Here is a 906-nt window from a genome sequence, read left to right on the forward strand (position 1 = left end):
CGGCGCACACCGAGCTCTACCCCCACACCCACCCTCTTTCCATACCCGACGCTCTTCCGATCTCCGCACGATACGGCGTTCGCGCTGACGGTCCACAAGTCGCAGGGCTCGGAATTCGACGGGGCGGCGCTGGTGCTGCCGGCCGCGTTCGGGCGCGTGCTGTCGCGCGAGCTCGTCTATACGGCGATCACTCGGGCGCGCCAGCGGGTGCAGGTGATCGGGCCGCGCGCCGTGCTGGCGCAGGCGATCGCCACGCGCACCCAGCGCGACACGGGCCTGGCCGCGCGCATGGCCGACGCGGCCGCGCGCCTCGATGCGGAGGCGTTGCGATGATCCGCTACACGCTCGAACCGGCCGAGATCGAACTGTCGGCCGTGCGCGCCCAGGGTGCGGGCGGGCAGAACGTCAACAAGGTGTCGAGCGCGATCCATCTGCGCTTCGACATCCGCGCCTCGTCGCTGCCCGACATCCTGAAGGAGCGCCTGCTCGCGCTGTCCGATCAGCGCATCACGCGCGACGGCGTGGTGGTGCTGAAATCCCAGGAATACCGCACGCAGGAGCAGAACCGCGCGGCGGCGCTGGCGCGGCTCGATGCGCTGATCGCCGACGTGGCCGTGGTGCGCCGCGCACGCATCGCCACGCGGCCGACGCGCGCCTCGAAGGAGCGGCGGCTCGACGCCAAGAACCGGCGCGGCGCGGTGAAGGCGGGCAGGGGGAAGGTCAGCGATTGAGGCGGGCAGGCGGCTGCGTCGCGGCGATGCGATCCGCTGCTGCCGCCGGGCTGACGGGGTCAGTGGGGCTGGCCGGAGCTGAGGGCGGAGACGGTGTCGTGCGGGCCGCCGTGGTCGGGCACGAAGTCGGCGCACACCACCACGCGCCCCGGGCCGTTCGGCGGCGCGGGCACCG

At 73.2% G+C, this 906-nt stretch carries 2 protein-coding genes; both read left to right on the forward strand.

Annotated elements, in window-relative coordinates:
* On the forward strand, nt 1–333 hold a 333-nt coding region (locus G3N92_RS34570; RefSeq protein WP_241015218.1), incomplete at its 5' end, for an ATP-binding domain-containing protein.
* Nucleotides 330–731: an alternative ribosome rescue aminoacyl-tRNA hydrolase ArfB gene (arfB, locus tag G3N92_RS34575; protein WP_206131945.1), complete on the forward strand. Its 402-nt coding sequence runs from the start codon at nt 330–332 to the stop codon at nt 729–731. The genes G3N92_RS34570 and arfB, both read left to right, overlap by 4 nt.
* Nucleotides 732–906: the final 175 nt, after the last annotated feature.

Origin of the sequence: Burkholderia sp. Ac-20379 (genome assembly GCF_017104645.1) — a bacterium.
Lineage (GTDB): Bacteria > Pseudomonadota > Gammaproteobacteria > Burkholderiales > Burkholderiaceae > Burkholderia.

Bases quoted from the DNA above. Each gene is read 5' to 3' on its own strand.
- arfB (WP_206131945.1), top strand. From the start codon at position 330: ATGATCCGCTACACGCTCGAACCGGCCGAGATCGAACTGTCGGCCGTG.